Raw genomic sequence first — 16,655 nt, 5'->3', positions numbered from 1 at the left:
GCACTATGTGCACCTCATGTCTTTATAAAACTTCTAGGTTTCTACCTATATAAGCTGAAACGCGCTTATAAAGCGTTTAAGACAGTAAAAGACGTCAAATAGACAAGGGAGAATTTGAATACTAGCTACCCTAGGGTTTCTTTGCCTTTTTTTCCACTTAGTAAATTTCTTAATGTTTATAATTTAGGTTAGTCGCATTTAAAAGCGGCTGAATCGCGGTTATTAAGCATTTAGAATAAAAAAACGCCAATATTTTGAAGTACATATAAATAACTAGTTAACCATGGGGCTTCTTTTGCCTTTTTTTTCGTTTGGTAAATTTCTTAATATTTATGGCTAAACGACAATCGTCATCCCGCTACGTGTTAGCGGGATCTATGTTAAGAGATACCGCGGCGGTATGACGTAGGGCTACAGGTGTCATCCCAATGCTCAGACACTGGGATCCAGCTAAGTTAGTGAGTGTAAACAGTAGCCAACCTTACGCTAAAACACAACGTTCTTGATGAGATTGCATAAAAACTGGATTCCTTACATCATAGAGGCACTGCCATTATAGAGTGAACCAGTGTCTGGGCACTGGCCTGACAATCGTCATTCCGCTACTTGTTAGCGGCTAAGAGATACCGCGGCGGTATGACGGTTAAGTAGCCAGTGCTTGACACAGTTGTCTAAGTGAGGAAAGTCACCAGTGGTTATATTATCGCTATATTTCTCACTTACCCAACAAACTTAGATTTTATGCTAAACTGTGCTGCCACTAACTTTGCAACCGGTACTCGATATGGTGAGCATGAAACATAATTCACCCCTGACTTGATGAGAAACTCTATAGATTTTGGATCTGCTCCATGCTCTCCACATATACCCAGCTTTATTTCTTTTCGGGTTTTTTTGCCTCTTTCAATGGCTATCTTGATTAACTCCCCTACCCCTTCGGTGTCCAGCACTTCAAATGGATCATTGTCAAATATATTGCTTTCCTTATAAGAATCGAGGAAATTAACTGAATCATCTCTTGAAAGTCCCATGGTTGTTTGCGTTAAATCATTAGTGCCAAAACTAAAAAACTCTGCATGTTTTGCTAACTTATCAGCAATCAGTGCTGCTCTTGGTAGTTCTATCATCGTTCCAATTGAATAAGCCTTGTCTGATGTCATTCCAGCGCGTGACGCTGGAATCTGCGTCTGGATCCCAGCTGAGATAACAGAGGATTCTTTCTTTGCTAGCTCGCATATCAGAATAAATTCTTTCTCGCTCATGATAAAAGGAATCATGATTTCAGGCTCCACTTCTATCTTCTTTTCTTTCTTTAATTCACTTGCAGCACTAAGTATTGCCCTAATCTGCATGCTATATATTTCAGGATGAGAAATAGCAAGTCTACAACCTCGATGGCCAAGCATTGGGTTCTTTTCTGATAACTGTGCTATTTTATTTTTTACTGACTCAACTGACTTACTAAGTGATTTGGCAATTTTTTCTATAGTAGACTGATCATTGGGTAAAAATTCATGCAAAGGTGGATCAAGCAACCGTATAGTGACTTCCCTGCCCTCCATAATAGAAAATATTTCTTTGAAATCAGACTTTTGCATTTCTTCTAGTTTAATGAGCGCATTTGCCCTTTCATTTTCATCGTCAGCTATTATCAATTTTTGAATAAATTCGATTCTATCACTAGCGAAAAACATATGTTCTGTGCGACATAAGCCTATACCTTCTGCACCGAATTCTTTTGCAATTTTTGCATCTTTTGGAGTATCAGCGTTCGCTCTCACTTTGACCATTTTGATTTCATCTATCCAGTTGATTATCGTTTTGAATTCTTGTGACAATTCAGGTGAAATTGTAGGAAGAATGCCAAGCATAACCTCCCCTGTTCCTCCGTTGATGGTAATTGGTTCACCTTTATTTACTTTTGTATCCCCCACAGAAAAGAAAGTTCCATCTTTATCGATATAAAGTCCACTTACACTGCAAATGCATGGCTTACCCATTCCACGGGTTACAACAGCAGCATGTGAGGTCATCCCTCCCCGTGCTGTTACTATGCCACTTGCAGTATTCATTCCATTAATATCTTCAGGACTCGTTTCTGACCTTACTAAAATCACTTTTTTACCCTGCTCTGCAGCTTTTTCAGCATCACTTGCACTAAACACTACATATCCAGAAGCAACCCCTGGAGAAGCTGGCAGTCCCTTCCCTATTACTTTCTGGTCACTCTTAACGTCAAGAACTGGATGCAATAAATTGTCAAAAGTTTTTGGATCAATTCTCAATATTCCTTCTTCTTTTGTAATCGTTCCTTCGTTTACCATATCAACTATTATGCGAATAGCAGCTTCAGCCGTGCGCTTGCCAGACCTAGTCTGCAAAATCCATAATTTACCGTCCTGTACAGTAAATTCGATATCCTGCATGTCTTTATAATGCCTTTCAAGTTTTTCACATACCGCGCATAATTCCAGGTAGACACTTGGCAGCAACTTCTCCATGGTGTTTTCTTGCTCTCCGTCAATTGGCATAGGAGTATAAACACCAGAAACCACATCCTCACCCTGAGCATTAACCAAAAACTCACCAAAAAGCTTTTTTCTCCAGTTGAAGGATTTCGTGTAAATATCACACCAGTTGCAGAATTATTGTTCAGATTACCAAAAACCATTGCTTGCACGTTGACCGCTGTTCCAAGGTTTTCAGGAATATTATGTATTCTTCTATAGGAAACAGCCCTATCATTTTTCCAAGAGGTAAATACTGCATTAACTGAGTTTAACAATTGCTCTTCAACGTTCTGCGGAAAATGTTTTCCTGTTTTTTCATGTACTATCCTTTTGAAATTGTTAACAATTCTCTTTAAAACATCAACATCAAGATCAGCTAAGCTTTTTGCTCCACTCTTTTGCTGCTTATTATCAACAACATCTTGAAATAGGTGATGGTCAAGCTGTAGTACAACATTGGAGTACATCATGATGAAACGGCAGTAGCTATCATAGGCAAAACGTTCTCCACTTTTTTTTGCAAGCCCAATAACTGTTTCATCATTTAAACCAACATTTAAAATAGTATCAAGCATGCCCGGCATTGAACTAACACTACCAGAGCGTATTGAAACTAATAAGGGGTTATTTAAATCCCCAAATTTACAACCGATGTCATTTTCGAGCATCGCCATGTAGTTTTTGATCTCGTTACGTAGGTCGTTAGACAATTCATTATCCTGACAGTAGGCCTGACAAACAGAGGTGGAAATTGTGAAACCAGGTGGAACCGGAATGCCAACATTGCACATTTCTGCTAAATTTGCCCCCTTCCCTCCCAGCAGATTTTTCATTTCTGCATTGCCTTCGCATTTACCCTGGCTAAAGTAATGTATTAACTTTTTCCCCATCATTTTCTCCGGATTTTCACTGATAAACATATTGTACATATAGTTCCAATAAACCTGTGAGGACTTGAAACCTTAGGATAATAAATTTTACAAAATTTGGCAACAACGTTCCTTCTGGCAACATCAGTAAAGTTAACAAAAAAGATGACAAATTATTACCAATAAGAATATATAATATAAAGATATATTTAAAAATTTTTTTATGGCTCTTTCTAAGTTTTTCAACCCTAAGAACCTGTACATGATCTCAAAGAAGGAATAAAGAAGGAGATAATGTATATAAATTAGATATATGAGAAGTGTATACCCAAGTGACATAAGTCGTGAAAAATTTAAGATAATTTTACCAGATCTAGAATCCTGTAGAAAAAAAACAAAGCCAAGAAGACTTATGATGTATTTTGTGGAGTGCTATACGTCCTAAAAAGCTGCTGCCAGTGGAGAATGTTGCCACAAGAGTTTCCAAAATGGAGAAGTTGTTACGACTACTTTAAAAAATGGAGTGAAAAACCAAGCGTAAGACCTGCTGCGAATCAAGCGATAAAAAAAAGGAAAGGAGGGTGACTAAAATCAAGGTTAACTAAAAGGCGTGCTTAAGATTTACAATACCAGCAATAATATTGAACCTCAGGTTATATTTTTTCTGAAAATTGCGATAAACATTCGACATAATCTTAAATATCTTTATCTCTCGGATCTTGTTTTCTACTCTCATTCTAAATGATGCTAATCTTCTATTATGCTTTGGAGTTAATGGCTTTTTACGATACTTTTTATATGGAATTATAACATTGCTTTGCAATTTTTGCCAACCTTGATATCCAGAATCGGCATGTTTTATGCTATCAAGTGGTAAATATTTTTCTTGTTTCCTTATGCGGAAATCACTAATTCTACCACGGTATGACTTTGACACTGATAAAATTCTTCCTCCTTCTTCGATAATAATCTCAGTTTTCATAGTGTTGGTTCTTTTTTTTCCTGAATATGATTTCTTCCGTTTTTTACTATCTTCTGGTCTCTGTATTTGCTGTTCTGTAACATCAGCCAAAATCTTCAGTATTTTTTCTGGCGTCATACTTCTATCTTTTGTTATAGTCACTTTTTTGGCGAGTAATGGCTCTATTCTCTTAAGTAACCTACATACATTTGCGTTGTGTACATTGAATAGGCATCCTAAAAATCTATGTGTTATGTAAGTGCGATAGTACAAAATTACGCAAAACAACTTATCTTCCAGAGTTGGTAGTTTTGATCTTCTACCATGACACTTTTTCTGTTTTTCGCATCCAGACCTCACTTTTTCCACTACTTTTTCGAACTCCTCTATAGTTAAACCTGTTATATTACGAAAGTTTCTTGGGTATTTTTTCATATTATAGTAACTAAAGCTCATTTTTTTCCCTTACTTGATCTGCTTATTCTTCTTCTACCTCTCTCACATCATTTTTTCAATCACCTTTTGCAGCAGGTCTGTAGATAAAGAAAGTATTTTGGAACGTGTCTAAAAAAAAATTAGTCAGAAAGGTCCGTATTAACAATGGTCGGAAAGAGAAAACAAGTTTCTGTATAATTGATGCTCAAAGCGTTAAAAACGCAGATACTGCTGAAAGAAAGGGCTATGATGCAGGAAAAAAAATTTCAGGGTCATATCGCAGTTGATACACAAGACATGCAATTCATATAACAACGGCAGAAGCAACTAGTGTTGTGAAAATGGTGAAAAATGCTAAAGCAAACCTCTCTGAAATCAAAAATATACTTGCTGATGCTGGCTACCTGCTAACCGACAGCTAACATTAACTACCAATATCGTATCTGAAGAAGCCCCCTGGCCATTCTAAAAAATTTAATGCTGAGTACACCTTACTTTTGGCTTCCTCTATAGTGCTCCCTTCTGCTACTATATTTAGCACTCTTCCGCCATCGGAAACTAAGTTACCACTCTCATCTAATTTAGTACCAGCGTGAAATACCAATATACCAGGAATGCTTTCAATTTTATCTAATCCCTTAATTACTTCTCCCTTTTGATAATCACCCGGATAGCCTTTACTTGCAACAACTACACAAACTGTAGATTTGTTGTTAAGTTCCACCATTTTGACATTTAACTTTCCTTCTGCAACTGACAACATCAATTTTAACAAATCGCAATTTGAATCAAATCTAGGTAATATAGATTGCGTTTCTGGATCACCAAATCTAACGTTATACTCGAGAAGTTTTGGGCCATCTCTGCAAATCATTAAACCAGCAAAGAGTACTCCCTTATAAGGCGTACCCATGTTAACCAATGCTTGAGCTGTAGGGTATATTATTTTTTGGATGATTTTTTGCTCCATGTCCTTACTTATAATTGAAGGTGATGAGTACGATCCCATACCCCCAGTATTTTGGCCTTCATTATTTTCATTCACTCTCTTATAATCTTTTGCGCACCCAAGAGTTACTACTTTCAACCCATCAACAAGAGCAAAAAAGCTTACTTCTTCTCCAATTAAAAATTCTTCTATGATTATTTCTTCACCTGATTCACCAAATTCTTTCTCCACTAGCATTGAATCTATTGCTGAAAAAGCTTCGTTTTCTGCGCAACATATCATCACGCCTTTCCCTGCCGCAATTCCATTTGCTTTCACTACAAGTGGAAACTTTATTTTATTGCTACGTACAAAATCTTTAGCTAATCCTTCATCAACAAAACACTCGTACTTGGCAGTTGGTATGCCATATCGCTTGCATAGTCCTTTGGTGAAAGACTTTGATCCCTCAAGTTTTGCAGTTGCTTGACTTGGAGCAAAAACACTTATTCCCTCTGCAACTAAATCATCAGCAAGCCCATCAATTATTGGTTGTTCTGGACCAATAACAACCAACTCTATATTTTCTTTCTTGCAAAATTGTGTAACATCCACTGAATTTTGAATATTTATATCCACAAGAGTCCCAAGATCTTTCATAGCTTGGCGACCAGGAGTGACATATACCTCAGTTAAGATAGGAGATTTTTTTAAAGCCCAAAGTAGAGCGTGCTCACGTCCACCAGAACCTATAACCAGAACCTTCATCTTTATTTCCTCGCTTTTCTATATGTCAAAATCATTATTTACTTATAACAGTATCATTACTCATGTATTTTTGCAACACGTTTGGTATTGCAATCGACCCGTCAGAATTTTGATAATTCTCCATTATGGCAACAATCGTTCTTCCTATAGCTAAAGCTGTGCCGTTTAAAGTGTGAACATATTTTTTTATCTTTTTATCAGTTTCTGAAGAGTATTTAGCGTTCATCCTTCTTGCTTGAAATGCACCACAATTTGAGCAGCTTGATATTTCTCTATATTTATTTTGCTCAGGTAACCATACCTCTATGTCATAAGTCCTTTGTGCAGCAAAACCCATATCACCACTACACAGTAGCATTACTCTATACGGTAATTCTAGTTTTTTTAATATCTCTTCAACAACACTCGTCATGCGCTCAAGTTCATCATTTGATTGGTCTTCAGCTGTAATACTCACCAACTCCACTTTACCAAATTGGTGTTGCCTTATTATGCCTCTCGTGTCTCGTCCTGCGCTGCCTGCTTCTTTACGAAAACACTCTGAATACGCAGTAAAACGAATAGGCAGTTCTTTTTCCTCTACTATTTTATCAGCAACCAAACTTGTTAAAAACACTTCACTTGTGGGAATCAACCTCAATTCGTCGGTAGTTAAATACGAATCGTCAGAAAATTTCGGTAGCTGACCAACATTATACATAGCTTCGTTTTTCACCAAAGCTGGGTGGTACACTTCAGTATAGCCAAATTCATTAACATGCATTTCAAGCATAAAATTTATTAATGCTCGGCCAAGCCTAGCTAACTGTCCTTTTAATATCGCAAATCTTGATCCGGAAATTTTCGCCGCTTGTTCGAAGTCTATTAAACCTAATTTTTCTCCGAGTTCATAATGAGATTCCGGTACAAAATCAAACTGTCTTTTTCCTCCATATCTTCTCACCTCTAAATTAGAGTTCTCATCTGCGCCTATTGGCACATCTTGCGCAGAAATATTCGGCAAGTTAGATAAAACATTCACTAACTTATCCTTTTCTGCTTGTTCTTTTAAGCTAATTGCCTCTATCTCATTCGCGATGTCTTTTGACAACTCTATCTGCTCTTCACAAGGGCTCTTGCTCATTTTAAGCTTCTTTATTTCCTCTGTGATTTCATTGCGCTGCCTATTTAAATCTTGCAATTTAGTGGTTAATGACCTTTTCTCGTGATCAATTTCTAATACCTCTTTTGCAGTAAACTCTCTTATCCCCCTGCTTTTCATTGCCTTTTCAAATCCTTCAGGATTTTTGCGTATATATTCTATATCGTGCATATATTGTGCTATTACTAATATTGTTACTGTACTTCAAAAGCTCTTAATATTCAATATTTTCTCATACTACTAAAATCATTATGGTTGATTTTTTTGTTAGAATTTGTTAAAATTCAATTAACTTAGCATTCATAAGATATAATATGTTGGGCATCACAGAAAAATATAATAAATTCAAAGAGAGCACTTACTTCGCTGGTGGGAAATTTGTTATCTACTCTTTTGGTATATATCTAGCAGCTACATTCACTATTGGCTGTTTAGGAGCGGTAATAGGATTTCCTCTATTGACTTTTCCACTTGCTATGCTCATCTCTAACCCCGTAGTTTGGGTTTTAATGGGAATAGTTCTTACAGTGGCATATAAAATGGTTAAGGATTATATTAACAAAAAAAAAGCTCCAGAGGGAAAAAAGAGTGAAGAAAAGGAGGTTGAGCCACAAAAATCACCAGAAGAGCAAGAGCAGACTGTAAATAACCAAGGAAATCCAAAAACTCCAGATAGGGATAGTGGTGTTGTACCAGATGGCACAGAAAGCCCAGAGGATAGAAGTCGTAGAAATTCCGACGCTTCAGTAGATAGTGGTTTAGGCAGTAAAAAGTTTCATGAAAATCTGGATACTCTTGTGCATCAGACAAATAGAGGAAATTATACTTACTGGCTACAGCAACATGATATTGCTCACATTGCAAGAGCCGTATACAACTATTCAGAAAGCTCGGATGGCGATATATTTTTTTGCATTCCTGGCAATCTTGAATCCTTGAGTGAAAGGTTGAGGGAATATAAAAATGAACCAGAACGAGAGGATACGAAAAGTATATTTACTTCAGTTATTAATTTGGGCGGCAATCATTGGGTAACGCTAGTCGTTGCGTATAACTCAAATAATAAGCAATTCAGAGCTTATTACTGTGATTCTTTTAGCGCTAATTTACCAAGTCCTGGTAGTAAACGTAGTAGTATAAAACTTGCAAACGAAATTAAAGACAAGTTAATTGTGTCTCTTACTAACCAAGCTAGTGAGTTGAGTGCACAAGACAAAAAAGAAATGGGTAAAGATGTCCAAAAAACAGTACAAACGTGTCGGGACAAGAAAAATGAATTAGTTAATGTTCCAATAAATACCGATAATATGGTAAGTGCACTGGAAGAAGTTTTGAAAATAGAGAACTGCAATATAAGAAGCTCCGGAGCTAAACAACAAAGCGATGGGCATAACTGTGGAATATTCGCGTTAGAAAATGCTCATAAAATCACACAAATGTTCAACGAAGGTAAATCATTTTATGAAATTGACAAAGAGTTATCGGAATACAAATTTGATTTGAATGAGAAAAGAAGAGAGTTTGCAGAAGCACTTATGAATGATCAGGAATGGAAGAAAGATCTAGAGAGTGGGTTTTTATATGAGCTTCCGCCAAGGACGAAGGCATCTTCTACTTCAGAGGTGCAGCATACGGGCTCGTTTTGTAACATTACGTAGTTCACAATGAAGAATTATCATTAACCTCATGCCCCTGCAAATAGGAAGTTTGACGATTGATTCTTCAGTTATTTTAGCTCCAATGTCAGGGGTAACTGATTATCCGTTTAGAAGTATTGTAAAGAAGCTAGGTGCAAGTTTGTTAGTTTCAGAGATGATTGCAAGCAGAGCTATGATTATGCAAACTCGCCAGAGCATGCAGAAGGCAAAAGTTGATGAATCAACCGCTGTACAACTTGCTGGGTGTGAGCCAGATATTATGGCAGAAGCTGCAAAATTAAACGAGGATATGGGAGCTAAAATCATAAGACCTGCTGCGAATCAAGCGATAAAAAAAAGGAAAGGAGGGTGACTAAAATCAAGGTTAACTAAAAGGCGTGCTTAAGATTTACAATACCAGCAATAATATTGAACCTCAGGTTATATTTTTTCTGAAAATTGCGATAAACATTCGACATAATCTTAAATATCTTTATCTCTCGGATCTTGTTTTCTACTCTCATTCTAAATGATGCTAATCTTCTATTATGCTCTGGAGTTAATGGCTTTTTACGATACTTTTTATATGGAATTATAACATTGCTTTGCAATTTTTGCCAACCTTGATATCCAGAATCGGCATGTTTTATGCTATCAAGTGGTAAATATTTTTCTTGTTTCCTTATGCGGAAATCACTAATTCTACCACGGTATGACTTTGACACTGATAAAATTCTTCCTCCTTCTTCGATAATAATCTCAGTTTTCATAGTGTTGGTTCTTTTTTTCCTGAATATGATTTCTTCCGTTTTTTACTATCTTCTGGTCTCTGTATTTGCTGTTCTGTAACATCAGCCAAAATCTTCAGTATTTTTTCTGGCGTCATACTTCTATCTTTTGTTATAGTCACTTTTTTGGCGAGTAATGGCTCTATTCTCTTAAGTAACCTACATATATTTGCGTTGTGTACATTGAATAGGCATCCTAAAAATCTATGTGTTATGTAAGTGCGATAGTACAAAATTACGCAAAACAACTTATCTTCCAGAGTTGGTAGTTTTGATCTTCTACCATGACACTTTTTCTGTTTTTCGCATCCAGACCTCACTTTTTCCACTACTTTTTCGAACTCCTCTATAGTTAAACCTGTTATATTACGAAAGTTTCTTGGGTATTTTTTCATATTATAGTAACTAAAGCTCATTTTTTTCCCTTACTTGATCTGCTTATTCTTCTTCTACCTCTCTCACATCATTTTTTCAATCACCTTTTTCAGCAGGTCTATAGATCCCGCAGCGGCGAGATACCGCGAATGAATCGCGGTATGACGGTGAAGATGATAATCGTCATTCCGCTACTTGTTAGCGGGATCTAGAGATACTGCGGCGGTATGATGGTCTGCGGCGATATGAAGGTTCGCGGTGGAATGACGATAACTTCGTCATTCCGCTACTTGTTAGCGGGATCTATATGAGATACTGCGGCGGTATGACTTAGGGAAACCTTTCTTGGGTTAGCTACAGCAGCTTGCAAACCATTCAGAAAAGGGAAGACAAAACTATAAAAAACCATAGGAGCCAGATGGTTTTTAGCTAAAGTCAAAATTTTCTGCCATAACATGAGCCCATCACTAAGCAGCAGAAGACCTTGCATGACCTCCAAAAAATGCTTTTACTCCTTCAAGATAAGTAGGTGGTTCTGCAGGGATTTCTATCTCATCTATTTTAGAGTATATTGCCGCATCTACAACTTCATTTGTTATTAAATCCCTTATTCTTTGCTTTATCTCACCTCTTCTAATATGTTCTCCATAGTTGTCATAAAACTTTACATATAATTCCTTAAACACAAATTCTTTTATAGCATTTCTTGTATAAGAAATGCCGTCCTTTACTTCATCACTTACATTGCTCAAATCCACTCCAGAACTTAGTGAATATAAGTCGTCAAACTTTTCTTTTAAAATCTTTATTTTAAAGTAGTGCCTATCTACAGATTTCTCAAGAAATCTTTTAGTAGCATTACCGGCCAACTCTCCTATTATCTGAGGCTCTAATTGAGCTGCAAAATTATTTTCTGCTTCAAGGCCACTTAATGCATAAATGATACGATTAAGCATTCCAGGACCACACTGGCGATTACTTTCCTCAAAGCGAACCAGTAATATAGACTTCAATAATTCTACATCTGCATTTTGCTTTCTTGCCACAATTAAAACTAAATTTATAGCTTGTGTCAATGTCAATCCGGTTTGTGAATCTACCCAATTTACCCACTCCCCAGTTTCATAACCATTCAATCTTAGATAAGGTTCTATCATTCGTTTTTGCTGACTTGTTAAACTGCTTATATAACTTTTAAACTCTTCATCCAGCTTATTTGACGGAGTACCATGTTCTTCCTTTAATTTTTTGGCACATTCAATAACGCTTTGCTGAAAACTTCTAGTATGAACACTTTGATTGCCAGTACCCACATCACTTACATTAAACAAAAAGCTTAGCTGCTTTACATTCAAACCCAAAGGTGAGAAGAGCTTTATCAATGGATACTTTATTAACTCAAGAAGTGCTACTGGAACTAGCAATGCATAATTTAACAATAATAAACCAAAATTAAATATAAGAAACCCACGTAGAGCTGATACCTTTGATGCAACGTATAAAAACGGAAGCTGTAGGTAATGTATCAAGTGTATATTGAAGAATAAGATTTTGTCCTTTAATTTTATTGTTGGATCTTTATAAACCTCAAACAACATGCTATTGCTATCAATATTGTCGTTTTTAAAGGAATTATAGTTGTTTATGATTTTTTCTTGCAAAGGAAGGAGCATTTTATCCAGGCAAATAAGCGTAGCAATAACAATAAAACCTGTAGCTAAAAATGCTAGTGCAGGCCTAGAGGTGCTTGTAGATAAATAGGTATAAAAATTACTAATTAAGCCCTTACAAGGGCGAACTAGAATCGGGTCAAGGATATAGTCGACGAGAAGACTTAAATAGTAATAAGTAAAAAGTAAGAATAAAATAAAACCACAAACAACCAAAAATTTTTTTAACCTTGGATTCATAACCCCCTCTTAATCATCTGTTAACATAATCTATTTTAGAAATAAATTGAGAAAAATGCAAGTTTTTATAAAGATCGATTGAAATTTCTGAGCTTCAGTTATATTCTTAATCTATTTAGATAAAAATTATTGTGTCAAATAAAATAGGTTTTTGGGCTATTTTTGCCTTAGTGATTAGTAGTCAAATTGGCTCTGGAATTTTTATGCTTCCAATTAGCCTTGCTCCATATGGCGCTTATAGCCTTATAAGCTGGGTGATATCAGGGCTTGGTGCTATATCTCTTGCTTTGGTTTTTGCCTTACTCTGCGCAAAATTTCCAGAAACGGGTGGTCCTCACGTTTATGTAAAGCATGCTTTTGGCCCTGCTGCAGCTTTCTTTGTTGGTTGGACGTATTGGGTGATTTCATGGGTTAGCACGACAGCAGTAATCGTTGCAAGTATTGGCTATCTTACTTCGCTTTCTCATGGAGATATTCAAAATATACGCTTATTTTTAGAAATACTATTATTTATGATCATTACACTAATAAATTTAAGAGGTGTCACTGCTGCTGGATGTGTTGAGCTTTTGTTGATGACTGTCAAAATTATCGCACTGCTTGCTATACCAGTAACAGCGTTGTTTTTCTTTGATAGGAATAATTTTATCATAAGTGAGGAAATATCAACCCTCACGATGTCTCAAGTCCTTGCTCGCTCTACACTACTCACTCTATGGTGTTTTATTGGCCTTGAATCAGCAACAGCACCTGCAGGATCAGTAAACGATCCAGCCAAGACTATACCAAGAGCCATTTTGCTTGGCACAATCTCTGTTGCAGTTATATATTTCATTAATAGCCTTGCAATCATGGGATTGATAAACGGCAATGATCTAGTTAATTCAAAAGCGCCGTATGTTGACGCAATAAAAATTATGTTTCCTGGTAATTGGCATTTGATCATTTCTATTGTTGCTTTTATTGTTTGTGTTGGCAGTTTAAATGCTTGGGTACTAGCTAGTGGACAAGTGGCCCTTGGCCTTGCAGAAGATAAACTGATGCCACAGTTCTTTGCTAAAAGAAACAAGCACGGTTCTCCTTTCTGGGGCATAACAATCAGCTCCGTTGGCACTTCAGTTCTACTAATTCTCACTTCAAGCAACAATTTTGCTAAACAGATCACATCAATTATCGACTTTTCTGTAGTTTCATTTTTATTTGTTTACCTTGCATGCAGTCTTGCTTTTCTCAAGGTTATTATAAAGGAGAAAAACTATTACAAATTTTTAATTGGCAGTATAGCAACAACCTTTTGCTGCTGGGTAATATTTGAAACTTCTGTGAATACCTTGCTGACCGCAAGCTTATTCACCGCAAGTGGCGTACCTCTTTATTTATTTTGGTATCGCAGAGTTTCTGTATAGCAAATGTTATAGCTAGAGATAATTTTTAAATGATTGATATTTATGGATCACGACTTTGCTTGTTGTCCACTTGTTCAACATTACCCTTCTCAAGTTTACTATCTACTTCTTTTGTGTGTTCATCATCTACACTAGTCTCATCTTTTATCTTACTGGAGTGACCTGCTTGCGATTTTTCATATGCTTCCATGTTGTCATATATAGGGTTACTGATGATTTCTATTTTTTCAGGTGTGAAAATCCTTGCTAAAAATCTCCCTATTATTGGTATTGATCTTAAGAAATCTCTTAGCTTTGAAGATTCTTGTCTTTTATTTAGGAACTGTTGGTCTATTTTAAGGTTTTTTACACCATATTTTTTATCATCAAAATTTATTACAGGCTTTCTTTTTTTCGAAAGAACATTTTGAGCCTTTAATCCATTGGTTCTTTCAGGCTCTTGAGGTGTAGACATTGCAGGTTTAACCTTAGTTTCATCGTATTCCTTACTCATCTTTCATTTTATTATGTAATATTACTAATATTGCATAATAATAGCTAAATTACAATTAATTGCAAGGTAAAAATACTAAAACAATTGTAAATTTTGTCAGTAAAAATATAATATAACTTTAAAGTTAGAGGTTCATCTATATGAGATACAAAATTGCTGTTATTGGAGCAACCGGAAGAGTAGGGCGTGAGGTATTAAGCACGCTTGCTGAGTTTCAAGATGAGGCGATAGATTCTGTTATTGCACTTGCGTCGAAAAAATCAGAAGGGAAGAAGGTGAGTTTTGGTGACAAAGAGTTAACAGTTTTATGCCTTGAGGATTATGACTTCGTTGGAACTAATGTAGCCATTTTCTGTGCCGAATCTCATGTTTCTGAGAAACACGTACCGACTGCAATTAAGGCTGGGTGCATCGTGATAGATAACACTTCCCATTTTAGAATGAAAGAGGGTGTGCCGCTCATTATTCCAGAGATTAATAAAGAAAAAATTATGGAATATAAAAACCACAACATAATATCCAACCCAAACTGTACTACAATACAGATGCTGCTAGTACTACATCTATTACACCAGAAAGCAAAAATAAAGAGAATCGTTGCTTCAACTTATCAATCAACTTCTGGTGCAGGTAAAGCAGCAATGGATGAACTTTATAATCAGACAAAAAAAATCTTCATGAATGAGACTAAAAAAGCCCGAGATATTCCCCAAGCAAATAGCGTTTAATTGCATTCCCCATGTAGGAGAATTCATGGAAAATGGTTCTACAGAAGAGGAATGGAAAATGCAAGAGGAGACAAAAAAAATTTTAGAGGAAGATATAAAAGTTACTGCAACTTGTGTAAGAGTACCCGTCTTTATCGGTCACGCTATGGCGGTAAATATAGAATTTGATCAACATATCACTGAAGAACAAGCTCGTGAAGTGCTAAGTGAAGCCGAAGATAGTGGAGTTTTAGTGTACAACAGGCGTGAAGACGGTGAATACATAACTCAAATTGATGTTGTACAGGAGGATGCTGTATATGTATCGCGTATTAGAAGAGACAATACTGTTGAACACGGATTAAATATGTGGATAGTGGCTGATAATCTGCGCAAAGGCGCAGCATTAAATATAGTGCAGATTCTTGAGATTCTAAGAACCTGTTCATAATCTTTTGAGGAGCAAAGCAGTGAAAGCAAATTTGCAAGCTGGTGTTGAGTTTACGCTCGCAATTTTTCCATAACCGTCTACATTTTTCCAACCAAGCAAAAGAACGCTCTACAACCCATCTTTTTGGCAGTACAGCAAAGGTATGTAATTCACTGCGTTTTATTACCTCAACAGTTGCACCAATAGTTGCTTTTATTTGTGTTGCAAAAATTTTTCCTGTGTAGCCAGCATCAGCGAGTATATTTTTGACTTCAGAGAGGTTTGCTTTAGCATTTTTCACCATTTTCACGGCACTAGTTGCTTCTGCCGTTGTTATATGAATTGCATGTCTTGTGTATCAACTGCGATATGACCCTGAAATTTTTTTTCCTGCATCATAGCCCTTTCTTTCAGCAGTATCTGCGTTTTTAACGCTTTGAGCATCAATTATACAGAAACTTGTTTTCTCTTTCCGACCATTGTTAATACGGACCTTTCTGACTAATTTTTTTTTAAACACGTTCCAAAATACTTTCTTTATCTACGCTTGGTTTTTCACTCCATTTTTTAAAGTAGTCGTAACAACTTCTCCATTTTGGAAACTCTTGTGGCAACATTCTCCACTGGCAGCAGCTTTTTAGGACGTATAGCACTCCACAAAATACATCATAAGTCTTCTTGGCTTTGTTTTTTTTCTACAGGATTCTAGATCTGGTAAAATTATCTCAAATTTTTCACGACTTATGTCACTTGGGTATACACTTCTCATATATCTAATTTATATACATTATCTCCTTCTTTATTCCTTCTTTGAGATCATGTACAGGTTCTTAGAAATAGCTGTATGGGAAAAGGTGAAAGATGTACTAAAAACCCAGAGATGATAAAAAAGGAATACCAACGTAGAGTATTAGAAAATAAAAATGATGAATCATCAGAGAAAAAGTTTGCAAGAAGAGAAAATCAAATAAAAGAAGGTATCGAAAAATTAATGGAAGATTATTATAGTCAAGAAAATGCAGGAGAGAAAGGATATATAAGCGAGGGAGAATTTAAATAGACAATGAGAAAAATGAAAGAACGCTTACAAGGGATAGAAGAAGAGAAAAAAAGGTAGTTGATCAGAAGGCAGTAGAAAAAGGAATAAGTCTTATTATAAATAGCATAAAGAATTTTTATTCTAGTGTAAAATCGAACCTGGAACAGCTAGATTGGCAAACTAAGCGCGGCATTATTAAAGCATTAATAGAACAAATTAACATTGGTCGTGATCAGGTAGAAGTAGGATTTCAGATCG

General features: G+C 36.1%; 8 protein-coding genes and 7 pseudogenes. 7 read left to right on the top strand and 8 right to left on the bottom strand.

Annotated features, from left to right (window positions below; translation table 11 throughout):
- Positions 1-719: 719 nt before the first annotated feature.
- Positions 720-3,430, bottom strand: a pseudogene (ppdK, locus tag MWH06_00180) (pyruvate, phosphate dikinase).
- A 262-nt stretch (positions 3,431-3,692) separates the two neighbouring features.
- Between ppdK and MWH06_00175 the strand changes: the two are divergent.
- Positions 3,693-3,907 (top strand): annotated as a pseudogene (locus tag MWH06_00175) (transposase).
- A 73-nt stretch (positions 3,908-3,980) separates the two neighbouring features.
- Here MWH06_00175 and MWH06_00170 read toward each other — a convergent pair.
- Positions 3,981-4,796 carry a transposase gene (locus MWH06_00170; GenBank protein UPA55137.1) on the bottom strand — a complete coding sequence of 272 codons (816 nt, stop codon included), beginning with the start codon at positions 4,794-4,796 and terminating at the stop codon, positions 3,981-3,983.
- Between the two features lie 101 nt (positions 4,797-4,897).
- Between MWH06_00170 and MWH06_00165 the strand changes: the two are divergent.
- Positions 4,898-5,047 (top strand): annotated as a pseudogene (locus MWH06_00165) (IS5/IS1182 family transposase).
- Positions 5,048-5,199: 152 nt separating this feature from the next.
- Here MWH06_00165 and purD read toward each other — a convergent pair.
- Together purD and serS are read right to left on the bottom strand one after the other, a co-directional pair.
- Positions 5,200-6,471 carry a phosphoribosylamine--glycine ligase gene (gene purD, locus MWH06_00160; GenBank protein UPA55136.1) on the bottom strand — a complete coding sequence of 424 codons (1,272 nt, stop codon included), beginning with the start codon at positions 6,469-6,471 and terminating at the stop codon, positions 5,200-5,202.
- A gap of 34 nt (positions 6,472-6,505) precedes the next feature.
- The gene (serS, locus tag MWH06_00155) at positions 6,506-7,783 is read right to left on the bottom strand and encodes a serine--tRNA ligase (protein UPA55135.1); all 1,278 of its coding nucleotides are present in this window, start codon (positions 7,781-7,783) and stop codon (positions 6,506-6,508) included.
- Positions 7,784-7,926: 143 nt separating this feature from the next.
- Between serS and MWH06_00150 the strand changes: the two genes are divergently transcribed.
- Positions 7,927-9,270 carry a Ulp1 family isopeptidase gene (locus tag MWH06_00150; protein ID UPA55134.1) on the top strand — a complete coding sequence of 448 codons (1,344 nt, stop codon included), beginning with the start codon at positions 7,927-7,929 and terminating at the stop codon, positions 9,268-9,270.
- A 28-nt stretch (positions 9,271-9,298) separates the two neighbouring features.
- A pseudogene (locus MWH06_00145) lies at positions 9,299-9,577 on the top strand (tRNA-dihydrouridine synthase).
- A 61-nt stretch (positions 9,578-9,638) separates the two neighbouring features.
- Here the strand turns inward: MWH06_00145 and MWH06_00140 are convergent.
- Positions 9,639-10,453 (bottom strand): annotated as a pseudogene (locus tag MWH06_00140) (transposase).
- A gap of 426 nt (positions 10,454-10,879) precedes the next feature.
- Entirely contained in the window at positions 10,880-12,322 is a 1,443-nt protein-coding gene (locus MWH06_00135) for a hypothetical protein (GenBank protein ID UPA55133.1), read from the bottom strand.
- Between the two features lie 131 nt (positions 12,323-12,453).
- On the opposite strand from MWH06_00135, the gene MWH06_00130 reads away from it, so the two are divergent.
- The gene (locus MWH06_00130; GenBank protein ID UPA55132.1) at positions 12,454-13,728 is read left to right on the top strand and encodes an amino acid permease; all 1,275 of its coding nucleotides are present in this window, start codon (positions 12,454-12,456) and stop codon (positions 13,726-13,728) included.
- Positions 13,729-13,768: 40 nt separating this feature from the next.
- On the opposite strand, the gene MWH06_00125 is transcribed toward MWH06_00130, so the two are convergent.
- Positions 13,769-14,221 (bottom strand): hypothetical protein, encoded by a 453-nt coding sequence (locus tag MWH06_00125; protein UPA55131.1) that lies wholly within the window; start codon positions 14,219-14,221, stop codon positions 13,769-13,771.
- A gap of 140 nt (positions 14,222-14,361) precedes the next feature.
- On the opposite strand from MWH06_00125, the pseudogene MWH06_00120 reads away from it, so the two are divergent.
- Positions 14,362-15,379 (top strand): annotated as a pseudogene (locus MWH06_00120) (aspartate-semialdehyde dehydrogenase).
- Here the strand turns inward: MWH06_00120 and MWH06_00115 are convergent.
- Positions 15,374-16,127: pseudogene (locus MWH06_00115) on the bottom strand (IS5 family transposase). The pseudogenes MWH06_00120 and MWH06_00115 overlap by 6 nt on opposite strands.
- Positions 16,128-16,202: 75 nt before the next feature.
- Between MWH06_00115 and MWH06_00110 the strand changes: the two are divergent.
- The gene (locus MWH06_00110) at positions 16,203-16,418 is read left to right on the top strand and encodes a hypothetical protein (GenBank protein UPA55130.1); all 216 of its coding nucleotides are present in this window, start codon (positions 16,203-16,205) and stop codon (positions 16,416-16,418) included.
- Positions 16,419-16,655 lie beyond the last annotated feature (237 nt).

Source organism: Wolbachia pipientis, from assembly GCA_023052945.1.
Classification (GTDB): domain Bacteria; phylum Pseudomonadota; class Alphaproteobacteria; order Rickettsiales; family Anaplasmataceae; genus Wolbachia.
Note: the sequence above shows the minus strand (reverse complement) of the source record. Positions and strands in the feature narration are given on the sequence as shown.